Here is a 19,740-nt window from a genome sequence, read left to right as displayed (position 1 = left end):
ACTCTGCCTGGCCCGAGCACGGAACTCGCCCTGCCCCGAGCGCAGAAGTCGCCCTGACCGGATAGGGGCGGCCGGTTTTCACCCCTTGTGGGGGCGGTCACAGCGTTCACATAATCCCTCAACAGAAATTGACCGGCTCATGCCAGCAAACGCGATAATTTGTCGCATTCCTTGGCATGTGCCTGCCATTTCTGCCGTATCCGGTTCCACCAGCTCGTATGTCAACCCCCCACGGAAGGCATCACGTTGAAGAACCTCCTCAAGGCCCTCAAGAGATGCGCGGTCGCCGGTGCGGCCGCCCTCGCGGTCGTCAGCCTTCAGCCCGTCTCCTCCGCGCAGGCGGCCCCCGCGCCCGTGGTCGGCGGAACCCGCGCCGCGCAGGGCGAGTTCCCGTTCATGGTCCGGCTCTCCATGGGCTGTGGCGGCGCGCTGTACACCCAGCAGATCGTGCTCACCGCCGCGCACTGTGTGAGCGGCTCCGGCAACAACACCAGCATCACGGCCACCGCCGGAGTCGTGGACCTCCAGAACACCAGCGGCCGGGTCCAGGTCAGGTCCACCAAGGTCCTCCAGGCCCCCGGCTACAACGGCACCGGCAAGGACTGGGCGCTCATCAAGCTCGCCCAGCCGATCAACCTGCCGACCCTGAAGATCGCCACGACCACGCAGTACAACACCGGCGACTTCACCGTCGCCGGCTGGGGCGCGGCCTCCGAGGGTGGCGCGCAGCAGCGCTACATGCTCAAGGCCACCGTGCCGTTCGTCAGCGACGCCACCTGCCGTTCCTACAGCGGCTACAGCGGTCTCGTCGCGAGCGAGGAGATCTGCGCCGGCTTCACCGCGGGCGGCGTCGACACCTGCCAGGGTGACTCCGGCGGCCCGATGTTCCGCCGGGACAGCGCCAACGAGTGGATCCAGGTCGGCATCGTCAGCTGGGGCATAGGCTGCGCCCGGGCCAACGCCCCCGGCGTCTACAGCGAGGTCTCGACGTTCGCGTCGGCCATCGCCTCGGCGGCGTCGACTCTCTGACGCCCGCCCCATCTTCCGTACGAGGTCCACGGGTCCGGTGCCATGCGGCGCCGGGCCCGTTCCTGTCCCCGTTCCTGTCCCCGTTCCTGTCCCGTTCCTGTCCCCGTTCCCTCGCCACTTCAGCGGCCGGAAGCCGCGGGGCTCAGCAGAAGCCGACGGGGTTCAGAATCCCCCGCCGAAGTCACCGCCGCCCCCGAAGTCACCGCCTCCGAAGCCGCCGCCGTAGTCGCCGGAGTCGAAGTCGGCGCCGGACACGTCCCCGCCCTCGTACCCTCCGCCGCCGAAGTCCCCGTACCCGGAGCCGTAGTCGGCCGCGTACGACGGGCTGGCCATCATGGAGCCGAGCAGGGTGCCGACGAGGAGGCCGGGCAGGATTCCGCCGCCGAAGTAGCCGCCCGCCCAGGGGCCGTACGCCGGGCCCGCCTCCCAGTAGGGGCGGCGGCCGTGGTCGGTGTCGACCTCGCGGACGGCGGGGTCGTGGCCCTCGGCGAGCCGGACCTGGTCGGCGGCGCAGACGGGCACGTCACGGGTTGCCCCGCCCGACGGCGTCCAGGTGGCGTCGGCGACCGACGGGCCGTGGCGCGGGTCGAAGAAGCAGGGGGCCCGGCGCTCGGGGACGGGCCGGTGCTCGCGGCGCGCGGCGAGCACCGCGAGCGAGAAGCGCCCGTCCTCCAGGGACTGGGTGACGGCTCGCACCTCCTCGGGGCGGGTGGCCGCGGCCATGAAGGACTTCGCCTTGTCGTAGGAGTCGAGGGCGCGCTCGTAGTCGGCGCGCATCGCGTCGTCCGCGCCCGCCTCCGCGGGGTGGAAGTCGAGCCGGTCGAGCTCCTCGCCGAAGGCGGTGATGTCCTCGTCGACGACGACCCGCAGCTTGTCGAGCGCGGCCTGTCGCTCGGCCTCCTTCTGGCGGCGACTGCGGCGCACGAGGGCGTACGCGCCGGCGCCGCCCGCCACGATCACCGCGCCGACCCCGATCAGGGCGCCCGTGTCCACGCCGCCCCCGCCGTCGCTCCAGCCGCTGGGCGCCGAGCCGCCGACGTTGGCGAGGGCCCGGTCGGTGAAGTTGTCGAGCTGGGTCTTGGTGTCCTCACCCTGGACGCTGGTGACGAGGTTCTTCGCGCCGTCCTGGGACATGACCGAGGAGTCGGCCTTCGCGTCGAACTGGTCGCCGAGCCTGACCGCGTACAGGCCGGTGATGCCGGTCGCGGTGCGCAGGTTCGGGAAGAGGTCCTGCTTCGGGAAGTCCGCGGGGAGCACGGCGACGAAGACCGGCTTGTCGGCCCTCTCGATCTTCTCGGCCAGGGCGTCGGCGTCGGCCGACGACAGCTGCCCTGACATGGACGGGTCGACGTACACGGGGCTCTTCTTCAGGGCGTCGGCGACCGTCGACACGTCCGTCGCCGCCTGGGCGCCCGTGGCCCCGACGGACAGCACCGCCAAGGCCGCGAACGCGATCAGGAGTACGGAGAGTCCCAGCCTGAGGGTCTGTGCGGCCTTCATACCTTCGAAGCTACTCCTGAGTGAGCGAAAACGAACCTCAGGTCCGGTGGGCGGCGCACTCGCCGCCCACCGGACCTGGCATGTACGGCCCCAGCGGGGTCAGACCGCCCGGTACGCCGCCGTCAGCTTCGCCACCGCCTGTCCGTAGCGGCCGGTCAGCAGCAGGTGATCGGCGTCGGCGAAGGGTTTCGCGCTCGCCGCGGTGATCGTCTGCCCCATCCTCTGCTGGACGAGCAGCCGTGCCTTGGTGACGATCGCGCGTCCTGCCGTCTCGGACCCGGCCTTCTCGGCCACGGCGGCCGCGACTGCGAGGGCCTTCAGCGCACTGGTGCCACCGCTCGGCACGGAGGTCAGCGTGGTCAGCCCCCAGCCGTACGGGAACTGCGGATCGTACGAGGAGTCGCCGACGTTGATCGGCAGCTGGGCCTCAGACTTCGGCCAGGTGAGCGGCAGTTGACCGGTGAAGGCCCGCTTCCCGTACAGCACGTCCGCGACACCGTCGCCCTCGGTTCCCGGCAGCCAGGACGCGACCAGCGCGTCGATGTTACCGAGCCGGTCGCCGACGAGCTGCGGCCGTCCGGACACGACGAGCACCGCGCACTTCATGGCGTCGCACACCTTGTCGACGGCGGCCCGGTCGGCGGCGGAGAGCAGCAGGTCATTGCCGTTGCCGACATCGCCGACGCCCTCGGCGTACGGGGTCTCGCCGACGACCACGACACCCACGTCATGGCCGCCGGTCGGCGCCGACGCGTCCTTGGAGTACGTGACCTCGTCCCCGGCAGCCTTCCGCATGCCCTCCAGGATCGTCGTCCCGTCCGTGATCTTCCCGGACGAGCCCTGCCAGGTGATGGTCCAGCCACCGGCCTGGTTGCCGATGTCGTCGGCGTTGGATCCGGCGACGTACACCTTCTGCGACTTCTTCAGCGGCAGCACACCGCCCGCGTTCTTCAGCAGGACCTGGGACTCGGCCGCCGCCTCGCGGGCCACGGCCCGGTGCTTGGCCGAGCCGATCGCGGAGGCCCCGCTGGTGTCGGCGTACGGCTTCTCGAAGAGGCCCAGCCTGAACTTCTGGGTGAGGATGCGGGACACGGCGTCGTCGATCCGCTTCCCGGAGATCCGGCCGGCGGTCACCTCGTCCGTCAACGTCCTGTGGAAGTCCTTGTACGCGTACGGGACCATGATCATGTCGAGGCCCGCGTTGACGGACGTACGGACGTCGCTCGCGTAGTCGCCCGGGACCTGGTCGATGGCCTGCCAGTCGCTGATCACGAAGCCGTCGAAGCCCATGCGGCCCTTGAGCACGCCGTTGATCATCGCGGCGTCCGCGTGCATCTTCACCGGGCCCTCGGAGTCGCCGAGGATGTCGAGCGAGGAGTACGAGGGCATGACCGTGCCGACGCCCCGGTCCACGGCGTCCTGGTAGGGCGCGAGGTGGACGGCCTCCAGCTCCTGCCGGGTGACCTTGGTGACGCCCTGGTCGATGGTGTACGTGCCGGTCGTGGACGAGCCGTACTCGGTGCCGCCGTCGCCGACGAAGTGCTTGGCGGTGGCGAGTACCTTGTCGTTCCTCTTCAAGTCCTTGCCGCTGGGCGCCCCTTGGAGGCCCTGGATGACGGTCTCCATGGACTCGACGAGCGCCGGGTCCTCGCCGAACGACTCGTAGGTCCGTCCCCAGCGCTCGTCGCGCGTCACGCACAGGCAGGGCGCGAAGTCCCACGGGATGCCGGTGGCCCGGACCTCGGCGGCGGTCACCTTCCCTGCCTCGTGGGCGAGTTGGGGATCGCGCGAGGCACCGATGCCGATGTTGTGCGGCATGATCGTGGCGCCGACGAGGTTGTTGTGGCCGTGCACCGCGTCCACGCCGTAGATGAGCGGGATCTGGAACCGGGTTGCCTGCGCCCTGAGTTGGAAGCCGTCGATCATCTTCGCCCAGGCCGCGGGCGTGTTCGGCGTCGGTGTGGAACCGCCGCCGGAGAGCAGCGAGCCGAGGTCGTACGCGGCGATGTCACCCGGCGTGGTGAGCGCGCCGCGCTCGGCCTGGGTCATCTGGCCGGCCTTCTCCGCGAGGGACATCCGGGAGAGCAGGTCCGCGACCCGCTTCTTCACCGGCAACTTCGGGTCCAGGTACGGGAGTCCGTGGGCGTCGATCACGACCTGCGGGTTCTCGGCGGGTGCCTTCGCGCCGGTGACCGTCAGCTTCAGCGGGACGGTCTCGGCGTTCTCGCCCGCCCTGTCGCGCAGGGTCGCCACGGTGACGGTCCGCGAGGCGCCGGAGGCCGTGCCCGCCGGGAAGGTCAGCTCGCCCTCGACCGGGGTGTAGTCCTTGCCGGACTCGCCGGTGCCGCCGGCTGTCTCGTAAGCGACGGTGACGGGCTCCTCGATCGGGGCGGAGCCGGTGGTGGCGACCGTGATCTTCACGGCGGCCGAGCGACCTTCCTTGACGGGGTACACGGCGGCGTCGGTGACGACGTTGGCGCGCAGCGCCTGATCGGCCTTGCCGTACAACTCAACGCCGTCCATGGCGAATTGATCCGCGCCCCCGACCGGGAGCGTGAGCGCGTAGCCCCACGTCTCGGTGAGGCCGAGGACCTGGTCGATGCCTCCGACGGGCTGGTAGTCCGTGCGGTAGGTGAAGGCGGTGAAGGGGATCTCCAGCTGTTTCCAGCCGGTCCAGTCGTCGGTGAAGGAGGTGGTCCACAGCTCGGAGGCCTCGCCGTTGGCGCCGCCGTCCTTCAGCTCGAAGTTGACCTTCTTGCCGTTGTTCCGGCCCTCCCACCAGAAGCGGATGCCCTGGTGGGCCGACCAGTCGTGGGCCGGCTCGGCGAAGGCGAAGTCGTGCGTGAAGCCGCCGTAGCCGCTGATGTCGTACGTACCGGAGAGGACCTTCTCGCCCTGCGGCGCGTCGTCCCGGGCGGCGAGCTCCAGCGTGGGCGGGTCGTCCGTGTCGCTGCCCCAGGTGAAGATGCCCTCGGCGGGCGGGTTCGCGAACGGGATCTCGCCCTCGAAGTTGTCGACGGGCACGGGCGCGGGATCGTCCGCTCCGGAGGCGGGGCCCGCCACCGCGAACGGGAGCAGCCCGGTCAGCAGGGCGGCGGAGACGAGCAGGGCGGTTCTTCGCATGGACCTTCCCTCGGCTCTGGTGCGGCTGTTATGACTTGGCCTCTCAGGACTTACCTCACGGCGTGAGTCAACTGACGCCCCGCCATACCGTCAAGACTTCACGTCAGAAGCGGTACACACCCAACTCCCGTACGAATCAGGGCTGTTGCTCCTTCAGAAACTGAAGGAGCACCCCCTCGACGCTCGCCCGAAGCCGTCATTTACTCACGCCTCGCACGCCCCCATCCCCCACCTCCGGAACCACCGCAGGTCTGACCGTCGTCGGCGCCCTACGCGGGGCCGCCCGTCGCGCCACCTGACTCGCGGGCCGGCCGGGTCACCACGACCGCCGCCTTGAGGTCGGCCCAGAACTCCGGTCGCGGGTCGACCCCGTGCCCGAGTCGGTAAGACCGTGGTCCGGGTCCTGCCGCGCACCCGCAGACGTACCTCGGACGGTCCGGGATGGGCCAAGAGGATCTCCTTCAGCTTCCACCGGACGCACCCGGACATCCCGCTGAAGACCGTGATGCTGAACGGTCTGGACGCCGCGGTGCGTGCGCTCGCCGCCGGTGAGATCGACGCGGCGTTCGTCCACGAGCGGGAGCCGGTCGGGATCTCGCCCCCGGCCTCGCGGCGCTCGTCGCCCACGTGCGGGAGAGTCCGCCGCCCGCCGACACCAGGGGTCTGTGGCTGCCCCGCCCGTTCGCGAACGCGGAAGCGTGACAGCCACGGGGCCCCTCGGGGCGTACGCGTGACGGCCGCTCGGTTGCTCCGCCGACTCCGCCTCGGCTACTCGGCCGGCTCCACCCCGGCGCGCAGCAGCCCGTACGTGTACGCGTCCTCCAGGGCCTGCCACGACGCCGCGATCACGTTCTCGGCGACGCCCACCGTCGACCACTCGCCCGTGCCGTCGGAGGTGGAGATGAGGACGCGGGTCGTGGACTGGGTGCCGTGCTTGCCCTCCAGGATGCGGACCTTGTAGTCGACGAGCTCCAGCTTGGCGAGCTGGGGGTAGATCTTCTCCAGGGCCACGCGCAGGGAGCGGTCGAGGGCGTTGACCGGGCCGTTGCCCTCGGCCGTGGCGACGATGCGCTCGCCCTTGGCGAACAGCTTGACCGTGGCCTCGTTGGCGTGGCTGCCGTCGGGGCGGTCCTCGACGATGGCACGCCAGGACTCGACCTCGAAGTACTTGCGGGCCTTCCCCTCGGCCTCCTCCCGCAGGAGCAGCTCGAAGGAGGCGTCCGCGGCCTCGTACGTGTAGCCCTGGAGTTCGCGCTCCTTGACCCGGTCGACGACCCGGCCGACCAGCTCGCGGTCGTCGCCCAGGTCGACGCCGAGCTCCTTGCCCTTGAGCTCGATGGAGGCGCGGCCGGCCATGTCGGAGACCAGCATCCGCATGGTGTTGCCGACCTGCTCGGGGTCGATGTGCTGGTACAGGTCCGGGTCGACCTTGATGGCCGAGGCGTGCAGGCCCGCCTTGTGGGCGAAGGCCGAGACACCTACGTACGGCTGGTGCGTGGACGGGGTCAGGTTCACGACCTCGGCGATCGCGTGCGAGATGCGGGTCATCTCGGACAGCGCGCCATCGGGGAGGACCGTCTTGCCGTACTTGAGCTCCAGGGCGGCGACGACCGGGAAGAGGTTGGAGTTGCCGACGCGCTCGCCGTAGCCGTTGGCCGTGCACTGGACGTGGGTCGCGCCCGCGTCGACGGCGGCGAGGGTGTTGGCGACGGCGCAGCCGGTGTCGTCCTGGGCGTGGATGCCCAGGCGTGCGCCGGTGTCGGCGAGGACGGTGGCGACGACGGCCTGGACCTGGGCGGGCAGCATGCCGCCGTTGGTGTCGCACAGCACGACCACGTCGGCGCCGGCCTCCGCGGCGGCCCGGACGACGGCCTTCGCGTACTGCGGGTTCGCGCGGTAGCCGTCGAAGAAGTGCTCGCAGTCGACGAAGACGCGCCGGTCCTGGGAGCGGAGGTAGGAGACGGTGTCGCGGACCATCTCCAGGTTCTCTTCGAGGGTGGTGCGCAGCGCCAGTTCGACATGCCGGTCGTGGGACTTGGCGACGAGCGTGACGACGGGAGCGCCGGACTCGACGAGTGCCCTGACCTGCGGGTCCTCGCTCGCCTTGCCGCCCGCCCGGCGGGTGGCGCCGAAGGCCACGAGCTGGGCGTGCCTGAAGTCGATCTCCTGCTGGGCGCGGGCGAAGAACTCGGTGTCGCGCGGGTTGGCCCCCGGCCAGCCGCCCTCGATGAAGCCCACGCCGAAGTCGTCCAGGTGCCGTGCGATGGCCAGCTTGTCCGCGACGGTGAGGTTGATGCCCTCTCGCTGCGCACCGTCGCGCAGCGTCGTGTCGAAGACGTGGAAGGTGTCGTCGACTCGGGAGGGGCCGCGACGGGAGGAGTCGCGATTCTCGTCGGTTGCGTCCGTCATCTCTTGAGGCTCCTGTATCGGATTCGGTCTACCGGAATGACCGGCTCCACCGTCCATGGTCTCTCGCGCTCCGGTTCCGGCTGAAGGTGGGCCAGGAAACAGAAAAACCTCTCGCGGGTGCGAGAGGTCTGCGCGCGGGTCTGGACGACGGTGGCCGCCCGTACGTGGTCGTACGGTGCGGTCACTGCGGACCGGCGCGCCTGCTGCCAATAATCGTGGCGAACGAGAGCACGGAGGCAGTCTGGCACAGACCGCCCCCGTGCTCACGGTCCGTCTCAGGATGCGAGCACTGTGCTGATCACCGCGGGTGCCGGGCGTCGATCACCGCAGGTGGCGGACGAACACGTGCCGACTGTCCCAGGTGTCGCCCGGCACCAGGTCGGCCGAGTAGGAGTCGAAGGCGACGCTCCGGCCCCGCGCGTCGATCACCGGACCGGTCGCGGACTCGTCGTTCGCGCCCCCGGCGGTGTCGACGCTGGCGAGCCTGGTGGCACCGGTGCGCAGGTCACGTACGTACACACGCTGTGTGTGGTTGGGGTCCCCCGGGTCGACCGAGCCGAAGACGAGGTGGCGGTTGTCGGCGCTCAGCGCGCCGGACACGGTGGACGCGGCCGGGTCGGCGGCGTCGATCCGGCGGATCGATCCGGTCTCCAGATCGCGGATGAACATGTTCTGGCCGTTGTTGGTGTCGCCCGGGGTGAGCTTGGAGTCGAGCGAGCGGAAGAGAACGTAACGGCCGTCGGCGCTGACGGTCGGGTACTCGGACTGGGCGTCCGGGACGGCTCCGTCCGGCGCCTTGTCCGCCTGCCACAGCTCGCCGCCGGGTACGTCACGGACGTAGACGTCGCTCCAGTCCCCGCTCGTCGGGAACGGGACGAAGAACTGGTAGCCGACGCGAGTGCCGTCCGCGCTGATCGACAGGTTGGTGACCGATCGCCACCGCCCGGGATCGGGTGCCTGGCTGACCCGGACCGCGGTGCCGGTCCTGCGGTCGACGCGATAGACCCGGGCGTGCTGGTCGTGATCCGAGGAGCCCTCCGAACGGCTCGCGGCGAAGGCGACATAGCGGCCGTCCGCGCTGATCGCGGGCTGACGCCCGGTGTCGTAGCCGGGCGCCTGCTCGTCGTCGAGACGCTCGACGGCACCGGTGCGGAGGTCCTTCACATAGACGTGCGAGCGGCCACCGGTGTCTCCGGGCACCAGGTTGGTCGCGGTCGAACTGAACGCCACATGGCGGCCGTCGGCGCTCAGCGAGACGTCCTCGACGTCCCCGTCGCCCTGACTTCCGTCGGCGGCGGTGCTGACCCTGCTGGTGACGCCGGTCCCGAGGTCGCGTACGAAGGCGTCGGTCGTGCCGTTGGTGTCGCCGGCCACGAGGTTGGCGGCCTGCGAGCGGAAGGCCACGTAACGGCCGTTCGCGCTCAGGCCGCTGACGCCCGACCCGTGGTCGCCGTCGGCGCCGTCGGGCGCCACGCTGACCTTCTCGGTACCCGGAGCGGCCGGTGCGGCCTGTGCGGCGGACGCGGTGGCCGGCAGTGCCGCGCCGGTCAGTGCGGCGGCCAGGGCGGCACAGAGCGCGAGTCTCCTTGCGTTGGTCATGGTTCCCCCGTTTTTCACTTCGGTCTTCCCGTTGGTCGCATCTCCCCCGGCCCTGCGCCAGGGGCCCACAGGGATACAAGCTCACCACCGACACGGGGTCAATCAGCCGAATTGAGTACAACCTGGACCGGTACTCAGGTGTCCGAGCGCGCCGACGGCTCGTCCAGAACTCCCGTACGTGGTCACGCGACGGCCTCCACACGGACGGCGTCCGGGACGAGCCGGGTCTCGTAGCCGCCCGAGCAGTCACCGGCCACGACAGCGATCTCGGCGCCGCAGGAGCAGACGCGGTTGACGCCCTCGTAGGGGCTCGCGCCGCAGCAGCCGCGCAAGCGGGACATGTCGGGGTGGAGGTCCAGCTCGACGACGTCGAGCGGGTGCAGGACGTAGGTGCCGCGCGGCCCGGCGGACACGAGCGAGCCTCGCTCGTCGGACATCCACATCCCGCCGGGCACGATCCCGTCGTACGCGTCCTCGTCTCCCTCGTACGGTTCGAAGGGCGCCCCGAACGGCTGCGGATCGACCACATACGTGCCGCGCGGGACGCTCGCCGGACCGTGCCGCCGTCCCTCCGCGTCGGGCTTGCCGTCCCAGCCGGGGTACTCGGGCATCTCGTCGAGCTGCCGGACGGGCTCGGTCAGCCGGCGCCCGCAGGCGGCACAGAGCAGTACGTTCACCCGTACGTTCTACCTGAGCGTTCTACCTGAGCGTTCCGAAGGAGTCGTGGTGGATGCGGTGGACGCCGCCGCCCGCGAAGATCGCCCGTGCGTCGACCGCGAACACAGAAGGCGCCCCCCGACACAGGGGGGGCGCCCCTCATGCAACGTAACCGCTGGGCCCGGCACGCAACGCGACCGCTGGCGCCCGGGCACAACGTGACCGCTGCACCCGGGCGCCAGCGGGGCCGGAGCCTCAGCCCAGGTTGTGCATCCAGCCGTGCTGGTCCTTCGTCACGCCCCGCTGGATGTCGAGGAGGGCCTGGCGGAGCTTGATGGTGACCTCGCCGGGCTCGCCGCCGGACTGCTGCCACTCGGCGGAGGAGCGCTTGACCGTGCCGACGGGGGTGATGACGGCCGCCGTGCCGCAGGCGAAGACCTCGGTCAGGGTGCCGTTCTCGGCGTCGCGCTGCCACTGGTCGATGGAGACGCGGGCCTCCTCGGACTCGTAGCCGAGGTCACGGGCGACCGAGAGGAGCGAGTCGCGGGTGACGCCCTCCAGGATGGAGCCCGTCAGCGTGGGCGTGACGATCACCGGCTTTGAATTGGACGCAGCGCCGTACACGAAGTACAGGTTCATGCCGCCCAGTTCCTCGACCCACTTGTGCTCGACGGCGTCGAGGTAGCAGACCTGGTCGCAGCCCTTCGAGGCGGCCTCGGCCTGGGCGAGCAGGGAGGCGGCGTAGTTGCCGCCGGTCTTGGCGTCGCCCATGCCGCCGGGGACGGCGCGCACACGGTCCTCGGAGAGCCAGATCGAGACGGGCTTCACGCCGCCCGGGAAGTAAGCGCCGGCGGGGGACGCGATGACCAGGAAGAGGTACTCGTTGGCGGGCTTCACGCCCAGGCCGACCTCGCTCGCGATCATGAACGGGCGCAGGTAGAGCGACTCCTCGCCACCGTGCGCGGGCACCCATGCCTTGTCCTGCTGGACCAGCGCGTCACATGCCTCGATGAACGTCTCGACGGGCAGCTCGGGCATGGCCAGGCGACGGGCGGAGGACTGGAAGCGCAGGGCGTTGCGGTCCGGGCGGAAGGTGGCGACGGAGCCGTCGGGCTGCCGGTAGGCCTTCAGGCCCTCGAAGATCTCCTGCGCGTAGTGCAGGACGTTGGTCGCCGGGTCCAGGGAGAGCGGTCCGTACGGCGTGAGCTGGCCGTCGTGCCAGCCGCGGCCCTCGGTCCACTTGATCGTCACCATGTGGTCGGTGAAGTGGCGGCCGAACCCGGGGTTGGCGAGGATGGCCTCGCGCTCCGCGCCGGAAAGTGGCGAGGCCGAGGGCTTGAGCTCGATCGTGGGCGTCGTCATGAGTGGTTGTCCTTCACCGGTTTCGTGTGTGACGGGCCGCGCTCACGCCCGTACCTGCCAGTGGCCGGTGTCAGGACGTCCGAGCATTCCCTCATTCCGCGGCTCCGCGTTCGATTGTCGCGCCGGCGGGGCCATGGACGAAAAGGGCGTGAATGCGACCCAGAGGATGATGGTGACACCCGGCGGGGACATAGCAAAGCCGCCGGGTGCTTGAGAGACCCGGCGGCTTCGAGAGTTTCGAGTGGCGCGGCGGGGTCAGCCGGCTACTCGTACGGCGAGGGCGTCGCCGATTTCCTCGGTGCTGCGGGCGGGCTTGCCGACGCGCTCCGCGAGGTCGGCGGAGACGGCGTCCTCGATGCGGGCGGCCTCGGACTCGTGACCGAGGTGACGCAGCAGGAGGGCGACGGACAGGACGGTGGCGCTGGGGTCGGCCTTGCCCTGGCCGGCGATGTCGGGCGCCGAGCCGTGCACGGGCTCGAACATCGACGGGAACTCGCCGGACGGGTTGATGTTCCCGCTCGCGGCGACGCCGATGCCTCCGGAGACGGCCGCCGCGAGGTCGGTGATGATGTCGCCGAAGAGGTTGTCGGTGACGATCACGTCGAAGCGGGCGGGGTCCGTGACGAGGTAGATCGTCGCGGCGTCCACGTGGATGTAGTCCGTGGTGACCTCGGGGAACTCCTCGGCCACCTTGTTGAAGACGTTCGTCCACAGGTGACCCGCGAAGGTCAGCACGTTGTTCTTGTGGACCAGCGTGAGCTTCTTGCGCGGGCGGGCCTGGGCGCGGGCGAAGGCGTCACGGACGACGCGCTCCACACCGAAGGCCGTGTTCACGGAGACCTCGGTGGCGACCTCGTGCTCGGTGCCCTTGCGGATGGTGCCGCCGTTGCCCGTGTACGGGCCCTCGGTGCCCTCGCGGACCACGACGAAGTCGATCTCCGGCTGGCCGGCGAGCGGGGTGGCGACACCCGGAAGGAGCTTCGACGGGCGCAGGTTGACGTGATGGTCGAAGGCGAAGCGGAGCTTGAGCAGGAAGCCGCGCTCCAGCACACCGGACGGCACGCTCGGGTCACCGATCGCGCCGAGCAGGATGGCGTCGTGCTTCTTCAGGGCGTCCAGGTCGGCCTCGGTGAGGGTCTCACCGGTCGCGTGGTAGCGCTTGGCGCCGAAGTCGAACTCCTTGGTCTCCAGCTTCACATCCTGCGGGAGGACGGCGGAGAGGACCTTCAGGCCTTGGGCCACGACTTCCTGGCCGATGCCGTCACCGGGGATCACTGCGAGATTGATGCTGCGAGACATGTCGGCACCCTACTCCTCGTCCCACGGGATGACATGGGGCGTCCGCGATACGGACACCACCGGGCGACCACCTGGTGGCCGCGCATCAATCTGTCGGCTCCCGTTCACCCGTATGTACGCCGGTTGTTGGGGCACGCTGGGAAGTTCCTCACCATGGACACTCCCGACGTCGGCATCCCTCCGCAGCTCGCACGCCGGATGAGCATGGCGGAGCAGTACGAGTACCTGCGGACGAAGTACTCGCGGCGCCGCGCCCTGGTGACCGCGGGCGCGGTGGCCGGCGGGCTGCTGACCGGCTGTTCGGGCTCGGGCTCCGGTACGGACACGGCGGGCCGGACGGCCTCGCCCCTGTCCGCCACGTCCACGCCCGGCCCACAAGTGAGCGGCTCGGTCGTCACCCCCTTCGGCCGCCACCTCGCCTTCGGCGCGGACCCGAAGACCCAGATGCGGATCTCGTGGCAGGTGCCGCTCCCGGTGAGGAAGCCGTACGTGCGTGTGGGGCTGAAGCCGTGGGAGCTGAGCCGGAAGATCGAGGCCGAGGTCCGCGACCTGCACACCCCTGAGGTGGAGGGGCAGCGGCTCGCGGTGGAGCAGTACTACCTGCACACGGCGCTCGACGGCCTGCGCCCCGGCACGACGTACTACTACGGCGTCGGCCACGAGGGCTTCGACCCGGCGTCCAAGGAACGGCATTCCACGGTCGGCTCGTTCACCACGGCGCCCGCCCGCCCCGAGACGTTCGTGTTCACCGCGTTCGGCGACCAGGGCGTCACCCCGGACGCGCTCGCCAACGACCGGCTGATCCTCGGCCGGCAGCCGTCCTTCCATCTGCACGCGGGGGACATCTGCTACGCCGACGACACGGGCCACGGCGAGAAGTCGGACTACTACGCGCCCACCACCTGGGACCTGTTCCTCAAGCAGACCGAACCGGTGGCGAAGTCCGTCCCGTGGATGGTGACGACCGGCAACCACGACATGGAGGCGTGGTACTCGCCGAACGGGTACGGCGGGCAGTCCGCGCGCTGGACCCTCCCGGACAACGGCTTCGACGCGAAGAACTCCCCGGGCGTCTACTCGTTCACGTACGGCAACGTCGGGGTCGTGGCGCTGGACGCGAACGACGTGTCGTACGAGATCCCCGCCAACAAGGGCTACTCGGACGGCAAGCAGACCGCCTGGCTCGACGGGCGGCTCGGAGAGCTGCGAAAGCAGGTCGACTTCATCGTGGTCTTCTTCCACCACTGCACGTACTCGACGTCGACCCACGCCTCGGACGGCGGCGTGCGCGACGCCTGGCTGCCGCTGTTCACCAAGCACCAGGTGGACCTGGTGATCAACGGGCACAACCACGTGTACGAGCGGACCGACGCCATCAAGGGCGGCAAGGTGGGCAGGCGGGTGCCCGTCGGCGCGTCGACCGATCCGACGCGGGACGGGATCGTGTACGTCACGGCGGGCGGGGCGGGCAAGAGCCTCTACCACTTCCCCGCCGGGGTGAAGGACAGCTACGAGGGGAAGATCGCCGACCGCGAGTCCGTGGAGACGTACCACTGGACGAAGTCGAAGGACCAGAACCCCGACACCGTGGAGTGGTCGAGGGTGCGGTACACCGGCTACTCCTTCCTCTCCGTGGAGGCGGAGGCGGGAGCGGCCCCGAAGCTCAAGGTGTCGGCGCTGGCGCAGAGCGGCGAGCGCATCGACCACTTCGAGGTGCGACGGGGCCGGAAGTAGGGCCGGCCGGGCTCAGCCCCCGGTGCGCCCGGCGCTCAGTGCCCGGTGCGCTCGGGCCTCAGTGCTCGGTGTGCCCGGTCGAGCCGCCGTTGTCCCTGCGGTCGAGGGCGCGCTGGAGCGCGGCTGCGGCGTTCTTGCGGTCGGACTCGCTCGAACGGGAGACGTGACGGACTCGGCGGGCGGTCGTCTCGGCCATGATGAATCGACTCCTTGCCTCCGGCAGCGGCCGCCGGAAGTGCGATGAGGGATTACGAGACGCCGGATGGGGCGGGGAGCGCGGGGCCGCAGGGGTTGCCTGCCAGGGGCTCCGGCTCACGACCGCCATTCGCTTGGTCGAGCGAGACGTTCGGCTCCTACAAAGCTAGGTGAGGACCGCGCATCTGTCTCTACAGTTAGTCGGACTTCCTACTATCTGAGACGGCGGATCGGGTCACACCGCACTGACCTGCACTTTCCGTATTTGCCTCTCTGGAGGGGCATCACTGGAGGGCATCACCGGAGGCAGCTAGAGAACATCGCCGTCGCGCCAGTCGAAGGTCAGTTCGTGGGACGGGTCGAGGGGGCCGGACGAGGCGGGGCGGACGAAGGTGGTGCCCTCCTCGTCGGGGAGGCGCACGACGCCGTCCGGGCCGAGGACGGAGATCCGGCCCGGCCAGACCTGCCAGCCGCGGGCGGTGTAGAGGGCGGCGCCCGCCTCGCTCGCGGAGAGCGCGCCGAGGGCGTACGCGCGGTCGACGACCCCTTCCAGCGCGGCCATGATCTGCCCGCCGAGGCCGGTCCGGCGTAGGTCCGCGCGGACGGCGACCGCCTCGACGTACCCCGTGCGCAGGGAACGGCCCCGGTGCAGCACCCTGCGCATGACCACCGAGCCGTGGGCGGCGAGTCCGGCCCCGTCGTGCACGAGGGCGTGCACCCCGCCGAGCCCGTGGTCCCAGTCCTCGTCGGAGAAGTCCCCCTGGAACGCGTCGTCCAGGAAGGTGCGGGCGGCGCGGAGTTCGACGGGGGCGAGGTCCGCCGTGTGGGCGGTGCGCAGTCGGATGGCCATCGCGCCAGTATCGGACGGCCGTCGCCTCAGAAGTCTCCCGGAGTGAGTCTCGGGCCGTTCCGGGTAGTCCCTCTCTTACTGAACGACACATCAGCAATCCGATGTCTGATGCTGTCAGATTCCTTGACACGCCCCAATACCCCCTCCACTCTCACATTTATCGACCAGTCATCGGATGACTGTGACAGGAGGGGTTCCACATGGCGGTCCAACCCCGGGCCCGCACCATCGTGTTGACGCTTTGTTCCGCACTCCTCGCCACCACCGCGGCGACGCTTCCGGCCCGCGCCGAAGGCCCCGCCGCGTCCGCGCGCCCCACGTCCTGGGAGGTGCGCGGTCCGCACGGCTCCCCCACGGCCGTGGTCTCCCTCGACCCGGCCGACGGCAGCCCGGCCCTGGCGGTCAGACGCGCCGGCCGTACGGTCCTCGAACCGTCCCCCGTCGGCCTTGTCACCGAACAGGCCGACTTCTCCCGGGACTTGACCTTCACCGGCCGCTCCGACCGCACGGTCTCGGAGCGCTACACCGCCTCAACGGGCAAGTCGCACAAGCGGGTTGTCCGTATGACCGAGTCCCGCTTCCGCTTCCGTACGGCGGACGGCGCGCGTATCGACCTGCTGACCCGTGTCGCCGCTGACGGCGTCGCGTACCGCTACGTCCTGCCGGACGATCACGGCGACGTCGTACGCGAGGCCTCCGCCTTCACCTTCCCGGCCACCGCCGAGCCCGTCATCAGCGCCTACCGCAAGGACAACGAACTCCCCTTCTCCCGCTACCAGTCGGCGGCCGCGGTACCGGCGGGCACGTACTCGATGCAGGCCCTCTTCAAGACGGACGGCGGCTACGCGCTGGTCGCCGAGTCGGACCTGACCGGCAGCTACGCCGGCTCCCACCTCACGCACGCGGCAGGCTCGTCCACGTTCGGCGTGAGCCCGTGGAACGACGAGCCGATCCAGGTGTCCGGCAAGCTCACCACACCCTGGCGCGCGGTGGTCACCGGCGATCTGTCGACGGTCACCGAGTCGACGTTCACCGACGACCTCGCCCCCAAGTCCCGCGTCCGCGACACCTCTTGGATCAAGCCGGGCCCGGCCCTGTGGACCTGGCTCGCCGGCGGCAAGGAGGCCGGGCAGAGCCTGGCGGCGCAGAAGAAGTACGTCGACTACGCGGCCGAGCGGAACTGGCCGTACGAGGTCGTCGACGCGGGCTGGTACTACAAGCCCGGCGAGTGGGACGTCATCGACCCCGACTGGCAGACGAACAACTGGATGCCGGAGCTGGTGCGTTACGGCAAGGAACGCGGCGTCGAGATCCAGGTCTGGCTCCACTACTCGCTCCTCGTCGACCCCGTCGAACGGGAGAAGTGGCTGTCCACGCTGGAGCGTTGGGGCGTCAAGGGCGTGAAGATCGACTTCATGGATTCGGAGTCCCAGGAGCGGATGGCCTGGTACGACGACATCCTCGCGGCCACCGCGAAGCACCACCTGATGGTCAACTTCCATGGCTCCACGATCCCCAAGGGCATCCAGCGCACCTGGCCGCATGTGATGACGATGGAGGGCGTCGGCGGCGAGGAGAAGCGCAACAACACCTCCGAGCAGCTGGCCGCGCTCCCCTTCACCCGCAACGCCATCGGCTCCATGGACTTCACCCCGGGCGCCTTCCACCGCCCCTTCCGCCCCAACGTCGGCTCGGACGCGGGCGAGTTGGGCCTGACCGTCCTCTACGAGTCCGGCATCCAGAACCTCGCCGGCACCCCTGAGTCGTACGAGGCCCGCCCTGAGGCCCGCCGCTACCTGGAGCAACTGCCCAGCGGCTGGGAGGAGACCAGGCTGCTGACCGGCGATCCCGGCCGCTCCGCGGTCCTGGCCCGCCGTGCGTCCGACGGCCGCTGGTTCATCGGCGGCACGTTCGCGGGGGCGGCCCACAGCGTGGACGTACCCATGCGTCTGGGCACGGGCAAGTGGCTCGTCGAGACCGTGACCGACGGCCCGTCGGGCCTGGTCCGCGAACCGCACGTCGTCCGCGGCGGCACCACGCTCACCGTGCCCGTAGTGGCGGACGGCGGCTTCGCCGCGCTGGCCTGCCACTGGTACCCGGGCCGGACGAGCTGCGACCGCTGACACCGCACGTCCCTGCCGTGGCCCCGCCTCCGCACGGAGGCGGGGCCACGGTACGTCGGCGCAACGCACGCCGCCCCCGGCCCGGAGGGGATGCTTCCGGGGCGGGGGCGGTCAGTGAGACGTCGGCCCGGGTGCGGGGACGCCTCAGTCCATGTGCCGGTACGGGTAGCCGGTTGAGCCCATGTGCCGGTACTGGTACGAGCGGCCGGTTCAGCCCATGTGCGGGTACGGGTAGTCGGTCGGCGCGACCAGCGTCTCCTTGATGGCCCGCGTCAGCGTCCAGCGCATCAGGTTCTGCGGGGCGCCCGCCTTGTCGTTCGTACCCGACGCGCGACCGCCGCCGAAGGGCTGCTGGCCGACGACGGCGCCGGTCGACTTGTCGTTGATGTAGAAGTTGCCCGCGGCGTAGCGGAGCTTCTCCATCGTGTACGCGGCGGCCGCGCGGTCGCCCGCGATGACCGAGCCGGTGAGCGCGTAGTCGGACACCGACTCCATCTGCGCCAGCATCTCGTCGTACTGATCGTCCTCGTAGACATGCACCGCGAGGAACGGGCCGAAGTACTCCGTCGTGAAGACCTCGTTCGCCGGGTCCGTGCACTCGACGACCGTCGGGCGGACGAAGTAGCCGACGGAGTCGTCGTAGGTGCCGCCCGCGACGACCGTGCAGGACGGGTCGGCGTGCGCCCGGTCGATCGCCGCCTTGTTCTTGGCGAAGGAACGCTCGTCGATGACGGCGCCGATGAAGTTCGACAGATCGGTGACGTCACCCATGGTGATGCCGTCGATCTCGGCCGCGAACTCCTCCTTGAAGCCGGAGTTCCAGATGGAGGCCGGGACGTAGGCACGCGAGGAGGCCGAGCACTTCTGGCCCTGGTACTCGAAGGAGCCGCGGGTCAGGGCCGTCTTCAGGACGGCACGGTCTGCGCTCGGGTGCGCGACGACGAAGTCCTTGCCGCCGGTCTCGCCGACCATGCGGGGGTACGTGCGGTACTTCTCGATGTTGTTGCCGACCGTCTTCCACAGGTACTGGAAGGTCTTGGTCGAGCCGGTGAAGTGCACGCCGGCGAGGTCGCGGTGCTCCAGGGCGACCCCGGAGACCTCGATGCCGTCACCGGTGACGAGGTTGATGACGCCCTTGGGCAGACCGGCCTCCTCCAGCAGCTGCATGAGCAGGACGGCCGCGTGGGTCTGCGTCGGCGACGGCTTCCACACCACCACGTTGCCCATCAGCGCGGGCGCGGTCGGCAGGTTGCCCGCGATCGCCGTGAAGTTGAAGGGCGTGATCGCGTAGACGAAGCCTTCGAGCGGGCGGTGGTCGAGGCGGTTCCAGACGCCCGGCGAGTTGGCCGGCGGCTGCTCGGCGAGCAGGTCACGGGCGTACTTGACGTTGAAGCGCCAGAAGTCGACCAGCTCGCAGGGACAGTCGATCTCGGCCTGCTGGGCGGTCTTCGACTGGCCGAGCATCGTCGAGGCGGCGAGCGTCTCGCGCCACGGGCCCGCCAGCAGCTCGGCGGCGCGCAGGATGATCGCGGCGCGGTCGTCGAAGGACATCGCGCGCCAGGCCGGCGCGGCGGCGAGGGCCGCGTCGACCGCGTCCTGGGCGTCCTGCCGAGTGGCGTTCGCATACGTGCCGAGGCGGGCCTTGTGGTTGTGCGGCTGCACGACGTCGAAGCGGTCGCCGCCGCCCATCCGCTTCTCGCCGCCGATGGTCATCGGCAGGTCGACCGGGTTCTCGGCGAGTTCCTTGAGCTTGGCCTCCAGGCGGGCGCGCTCGGGAGAGCCGGGGGCATAGCCGTGCACCGGCTCGTTGACGGGGGTGGGGACCTGGGTGACGGCGTCCATGGTGTCCGTAACTCCTTA

Annotated in this window: 13 protein-coding genes; 3 read left to right on the top strand and 10 right to left on the bottom strand. The window is 70.2% G+C overall.

The annotated features are described in order from the left end of the window. Positions 1-246 precede the first annotated feature (246 nt). Positions 247-1,029 carry a serine protease gene (locus tag ACH4YP_RS35675; RefSeq protein ID WP_398495041.1) on the top strand — a complete coding sequence of 261 codons (783 nt, stop codon included), beginning with the start codon at positions 247-249 and terminating at the stop codon, positions 1,027-1,029. 162 nt (positions 1,030-1,191) lie between these two features. On the opposite strand, the gene ACH4YP_RS35670 is transcribed toward ACH4YP_RS35675, so the two are convergent. The 7 genes from ACH4YP_RS35670 to ACH4YP_RS35640 form a co-directional block, all read right to left on the bottom strand. After that, on the bottom strand, positions 1,192-2,529 hold the full coding sequence (locus ACH4YP_RS35670; RefSeq protein WP_398495039.1) for a hypothetical protein: 1,338 nt from the start codon (positions 2,527-2,529) through the stop codon (positions 1,192-1,194). A gap of 99 nt (positions 2,530-2,628) precedes the next feature. After that, entirely contained in the window at positions 2,629-5,652 is a 3,024-nt protein-coding gene (locus ACH4YP_RS35665) for a glycoside hydrolase family 3 protein (protein ID WP_398495037.1), read from the bottom strand. A 768-nt stretch (positions 5,653-6,420) separates the two neighbouring features. Continuing rightward, positions 6,421-8,061: a citramalate synthase gene (gene cimA, locus ACH4YP_RS35660; protein WP_398495035.1), complete on the bottom strand. Its 1,641-nt coding sequence runs from the start codon at positions 8,059-8,061 to the stop codon at positions 6,421-6,423. 321 nt (positions 8,062-8,382) lie between these two features. Continuing rightward, positions 8,383-9,660 carry a TolB family protein gene (locus tag ACH4YP_RS35655; RefSeq protein WP_398495033.1) on the bottom strand — a complete coding sequence of 426 codons (1,278 nt, stop codon included), beginning with the start codon at positions 9,658-9,660 and terminating at the stop codon, positions 8,383-8,385. A gap of 182 nt (positions 9,661-9,842) precedes the next feature. Next, positions 9,843-10,337 carry a hypothetical protein gene (locus ACH4YP_RS35650; protein ID WP_398495032.1) on the bottom strand — a complete coding sequence of 165 codons (495 nt, stop codon included), beginning with the start codon at positions 10,335-10,337 and terminating at the stop codon, positions 9,843-9,845. Positions 10,338-10,572: 235 nt separating this feature from the next. Further along, positions 10,573-11,679 carry a branched-chain amino acid aminotransferase gene (locus ACH4YP_RS35645; RefSeq protein WP_398495031.1) on the bottom strand — a complete coding sequence of 369 codons (1,107 nt, stop codon included), beginning with the start codon at positions 11,677-11,679 and terminating at the stop codon, positions 10,573-10,575. Positions 11,680-11,934: 255 nt separating this feature from the next. Continuing rightward, positions 11,935-12,978, bottom strand: coding sequence for a 3-isopropylmalate dehydrogenase (locus tag ACH4YP_RS35640; RefSeq protein WP_398495029.1), 1,044 nt, complete (start codon positions 12,976-12,978; stop codon positions 11,935-11,937). 153 nt (positions 12,979-13,131) lie between these two features. On the opposite strand from ACH4YP_RS35640, the gene ACH4YP_RS35635 reads away from it, so the two are divergent. After that, on the top strand, positions 13,132-14,712 hold the full coding sequence (locus tag ACH4YP_RS35635; protein ID WP_398495028.1) for a purple acid phosphatase family protein: 1,581 nt from the start codon (positions 13,132-13,134) through the stop codon (positions 14,710-14,712). A gap of 58 nt (positions 14,713-14,770) precedes the next feature. Here ACH4YP_RS35635 and ACH4YP_RS35630 read toward each other — a convergent pair whose 3' ends face one another. Together ACH4YP_RS35630 and ACH4YP_RS35625 are read right to left on the bottom strand one after the other, a co-directional pair. Continuing rightward, a complete protein-coding gene (locus tag ACH4YP_RS35630) occupies positions 14,771-14,908 on the bottom strand; it encodes a hypothetical protein (protein WP_361058262.1) in 138 nt (45 codons plus the stop codon). A gap of 309 nt (positions 14,909-15,217) precedes the next feature. Then, positions 15,218-15,757 (bottom strand): GNAT family N-acetyltransferase, encoded by a 540-nt coding sequence (locus ACH4YP_RS35625; RefSeq protein WP_361058260.1) that lies wholly within the window; start codon positions 15,755-15,757, stop codon positions 15,218-15,220. 200 nt (positions 15,758-15,957) lie between these two features. On the opposite strand from ACH4YP_RS35625, the gene ACH4YP_RS35620 reads away from it, so the two are divergent. Continuing rightward, positions 15,958-17,880, top strand: coding sequence for a glycoside hydrolase family 97 catalytic domain-containing protein (locus ACH4YP_RS35620; RefSeq protein ID WP_398495026.1), 1,923 nt, complete (start codon positions 15,958-15,960; stop codon positions 17,878-17,880). A 210-nt stretch (positions 17,881-18,090) separates the two neighbouring features. Here the strand turns inward: ACH4YP_RS35620 and pruA are convergent, their stop codons facing one another. Then, positions 18,091-19,722: an L-glutamate gamma-semialdehyde dehydrogenase gene (pruA, locus tag ACH4YP_RS35615; RefSeq protein ID WP_398495024.1), complete on the bottom strand. Its 1,632-nt coding sequence runs from the start codon at positions 19,720-19,722 to the stop codon at positions 18,091-18,093. Positions 19,723-19,740 lie beyond the last annotated feature (18 nt).

This window comes from Streptomyces sp. NPDC020747 (assembly GCF_044334695.1).
Lineage (GTDB): Bacteria > Actinomycetota > Actinomycetes > Streptomycetales > Streptomycetaceae > Streptomyces.
Note: the sequence above shows the minus strand (reverse complement) of the source record. Positions and strands in the feature narration are given on the sequence as shown.